This is a genomic window from Mesorhizobium sp. M1E.F.Ca.ET.063.01.1.1, assembly GCF_003998155.1.
Taxonomy (GTDB): domain Bacteria; phylum Pseudomonadota; class Alphaproteobacteria; order Rhizobiales; family Rhizobiaceae; genus Mesorhizobium.
The window spans coordinates 1-3,238 of the sequence record NZ_RZSC01000667.1 but is presented as its reverse complement, the minus strand read 5'-3'; the positions used below and the strand labels follow the sequence as shown (position 1 = coordinate 3,238).

At 64.6% G+C, this 3,238-nt stretch carries 6 protein-coding genes; 2 read left to right on the top strand and 4 right to left on the bottom strand.

The window, feature by feature from the left end:
- A partial coding sequence (locus tag EOA29_RS30255; protein WP_145969871.1) for an outer membrane protein occupies nucleotides 1-492 on the top strand: 492 nt, incomplete at its 5' end.
- A 73-nt stretch (nucleotides 493-565) separates the two neighbouring features.
- Here EOA29_RS30255 and EOA29_RS30250 read toward each other — a convergent pair.
- The 4 genes from EOA29_RS30250 to EOA29_RS30235 all read right to left on the bottom strand — a co-directional run bounded on the left by EOA29_RS30250 (nucleotide 566) and on the right by EOA29_RS30235 (nucleotide 2,806).
- Nucleotides 566-991 (bottom strand): GFA family protein, encoded by a 426-nt coding sequence (locus EOA29_RS30250; protein WP_127222032.1) that lies wholly within the window; start codon nucleotides 989-991, stop codon nucleotides 566-568.
- An 86-nt stretch (nucleotides 992-1,077) separates the two neighbouring features.
- Complete coding sequence (locus tag EOA29_RS30245; protein ID WP_245464769.1) at nucleotides 1,078-1,419, bottom strand: TfoX/Sxy family protein; 342 nt, start codon at nucleotides 1,417-1,419, stop codon at nucleotides 1,078-1,080.
- A gap of 95 nt (nucleotides 1,420-1,514) precedes the next feature.
- Nucleotides 1,515-1,847: a LysR substrate-binding domain-containing protein gene (locus EOA29_RS30240; protein ID WP_245468582.1), complete on the bottom strand. Its 333-nt coding sequence runs from the start codon at nucleotides 1,845-1,847 to the stop codon at nucleotides 1,515-1,517.
- Nucleotides 1,848-1,969: 122 nt separating this feature from the next.
- Nucleotides 1,970-2,806, bottom strand: a complete 837-nt coding sequence (locus tag EOA29_RS30235) for a helix-turn-helix transcriptional regulator (RefSeq protein WP_126095490.1) — start codon at nucleotides 2,804-2,806, stop codon at nucleotides 1,970-1,972.
- A 98-nt stretch (nucleotides 2,807-2,904) separates the two neighbouring features.
- On the opposite strand from EOA29_RS30235, the gene EOA29_RS30230 reads away from it, so the two are divergent.
- The coding region (locus EOA29_RS30230) for an NAD-dependent epimerase/dehydratase family protein (RefSeq protein ID WP_127222031.1) at nucleotides 2,905-3,238 on the top strand (334 nt) is incomplete at its 3' end.

The following is a 3,238-nucleotide window of genomic DNA, read 5'->3' as shown; positions in this document are numbered from 1 at the left end:
AGCCTAGGCTACGGCTTCAGCGGCCATGCCGATGCCAGGGATCAGGGCGTCAATGTGAAGACCAAGGGCTTCATCGGCGGCGTCTTCGGCGGCTATCAGTGGCAGCAGGAGAACTTCGTCTACGGCGCTGAAGCCGATCTCGGCTATAACGGCGTCAAGGGCGATAGCGCCGGCATCCATGCCAAGGGCGGCCTCGAGGGCTCGCTGCGCGCTCGCCTCGGTTACTCCGTGACCCCGGAAATCCTGCTCTATGGCACCGGCGGTCTTGCCGCCAAGAACCAGAAGATCACGGATGACCTCCTCGGCACCAACGAAAGCAAGGCTATGCTGGGCTGGACGGCCGGCGTCGGCTCCGACATCAAGATCACGGACAACGTGTTCGGCCGTGTCGAGTACCGCTACACCGACTACGGCGACAAGGACTTCGGTGCAACCGGCAACGTCAAGTCGAAGGACAACCGCGTCACGTTCGGCGTCGGTATGAAGTTCTAAGTCGTCCAAGCCACGACACGGAAAAGCCGGGCCTCGCGCCCGGCTTTTTTTGTTGGTCTGGGCAACCCAGACCTTAACGCGTTTCGGTGGGCGAATGACCTGACGGCTGTTGCTGGAAACCCTCATGGGCAGGAATCGACGACAGCCGGTCGAGCCATTTCATCCGCGAGCGTATGAGGACCTGCGCATCGGGCAGGTAGTCCTCCGGATTCGCCATGGTGGCGGCGTGAACGTGGATCTCATGAGGCCATCTGTCGGAACGGAAATAGAGCCTCGTGCCACAGGACGGGCAGAACCCGCGAAAGGTGTTCGGGCTGCTTTCATAGTGCCTGATGTCACCGGTCCAGCTCAGTTGCTCCGGTCTCATGCCAAGGAAGGCCGTCAGCGGGGCGGACGTGGCGCGCTGGCAATCGGCGCAGTGGCAGACCAGGTTGCGCGTGACACTGCCGGAGTATGTCCAGGTCACGGCCCCGCACATGCAATGTCCGCTGAGTGCCATTGCTCCCTCCCCTGGCCCGCACGTTCCTTAAAACCAGCTCAACCGATACTGACACATCACAGTCCGCAAAGCGGCGGGAGAGCGGCTTACGCGCGCTTCTTTGCGACCTTGGCGGATTTGACCTTCGGCGGCAAAGTTTCGACGAAGGCCAGCGCGAGGTCGAGCCAGGCGCGGAGGTCCGCGTCGGCAACCGTGCCTTCCGGCGCGACTTGGACATAGCCTTCCATCGAGCGCCCACCCATTTCCATCGGCCGCGCATGGGGCCGTGCGGCCGCGGCCGCATGCGCGGCCTTGCCAACGCGAACCAGCAGCCCGCGCTTCGAGGTTCCGATCAGCATGTTGCCGTTGATCATGAAACAGGTGCCGCCGAACATTTTTTGTTCGGTGAATTGACGTTGGCCGAGCGCCGCGCGCAGGCGCTCGACCATGGGGTCGGGCGTGACGCTGTTCTTGACTGATTTCGCCATGCTCACCGTCCGTGTGTGACTTGCGGAGACAGGCAAGCACGGAAGCCAGCGGCGGTTCAAGATGGCGCGAACGCTTCATCTTCGGACCCGCTTCCTCTCTGCCGCCGCCAGGAAATCCACGAAGGCGCGCACCTTGGCCGGCCTGAAGCGGGCTGGTGGAAAGACGGCATGGATGCCGCCGGTGGGCAGGCTCCAGTCGGAAACACCCGCACGAGGCGGCCTTCGGCGATTTCGTCCTCGACGGCGAAGTCGGGAAAGATGCCAAGCCCGATGCCGGCCAACACGCAAGCCTGCACCGCCGGCGTCTTGTCGCAGACGACGACCGGATTGAGTTCCGGCAAGACCGTCTCGCCGTCCTTCGAAAACAGCCATTGGCCGACGCCGCGCAATTGCGCATTGCCAACCCATGGCAGCGATTTTGCAAGCCTGGGGCTGGCATTCGGCGGCAGGCTGGCCGCCAGAGGCGGCCGTCACCGGCTCTTTGTCGCGGGCCGCCGGACATGGCGGCCCATCATTTTGCGGAGCGGGACTCGATCAACGACTGGATGCGTTCGGCGTCCGCGCGCGTAACCGGATTGTAGACGATCATGCCGAGCTCCGGACGGCCGTCGACCGCGAAGACCGAGAATTCCAGCTCGATCAGCCCGATCTCGGGATGCCGAAGGCGCTTCACGCCTTCGCCATGCGCGGCGACGACGTCATTGTCCCGCCACAGCGCCGCGAACTCCGGACTCGCCCGGGAAAGCTCCTCGACGAGTTCGGTAACCTCGGCGCCGGCGCCGGCGCGGACGGCATCGGCCCTGAAAGAGCCGACCACGAAGCGGGCGACGCTCTCCCAGTCGTCCTGCGCCTCGCGCACGCGCGGGTTGCCAAACATCAGGCGCAGGATGTTGCGTTGCTCGCGCGGCAGCTTGGAATAGTCGGTCAGCATCGCCGCCGCGGCGCGGTTCCAGGCGACCACATCCCATGTCGCGGTCTTGATGATCGCCGGACTGGGGTCGAACGCGTCGAGGACGCGCTGCAGGCGCGGCGTCACGCTATCGACGTTTCTGTACCGGACCTCCGGCGGCCGCCCGAGGCCCAGCATGAACAGGTGCTCGCGTTCGGGCTCGGTCAGCATCAACCCGGTCGCGATGCGGTTCAGCACATCGGCGGACGGCGCGCCGCCCCTGCCCTGCTCCAGCCAGGTATACCAGGTCGGGCTGATATTGGCGCGCTGCGCCACCTCTTCGCGGCGCAGCCCTTGCGTGCGCCGCCGCCCCGTGGCGAAGCCGAAGGCGGCGGGATCGAGGCGCATGCGACGATCGCGAAGAAAGGTGCCAAGCTTGTTGGTCGTCTCGACGGGCATTGCGATCCTGTTGGCTATTATACCATGATAAAGTCACTACTTTAACAGAATGAGCTATAGCGCAAGAAAGGCCTCCGAACAACCACAGGAGACCTCCCATGCGTGTATTCCTTACCGGCGCGACCGGTTTCATCGGTTCCAGAATCATGCCCGAGCTCCTTGCCGCCGGGCACCAGGTGCTTGGCCTGTCCCGCTCCGAGGCCGGTGCGCGGTCGCTTGCGGCGGCCGGCGCCGAGCCCCACCGCGGCGACATCGAAGACCTCGACAGCCTGCGCGACGGCGCGGCGAAATCGGATGCGGTGATCCACACCGCCTTCGATCACAATTTCTCGAATTTCGTGGCGAATTGCGAGAAGGACAAGCGCGTCATCGAAGCGCTTGGCGGCGCGCTCGCCGGCTCGGACCGGCTGCTCATCATCACGGCGGGCGTCG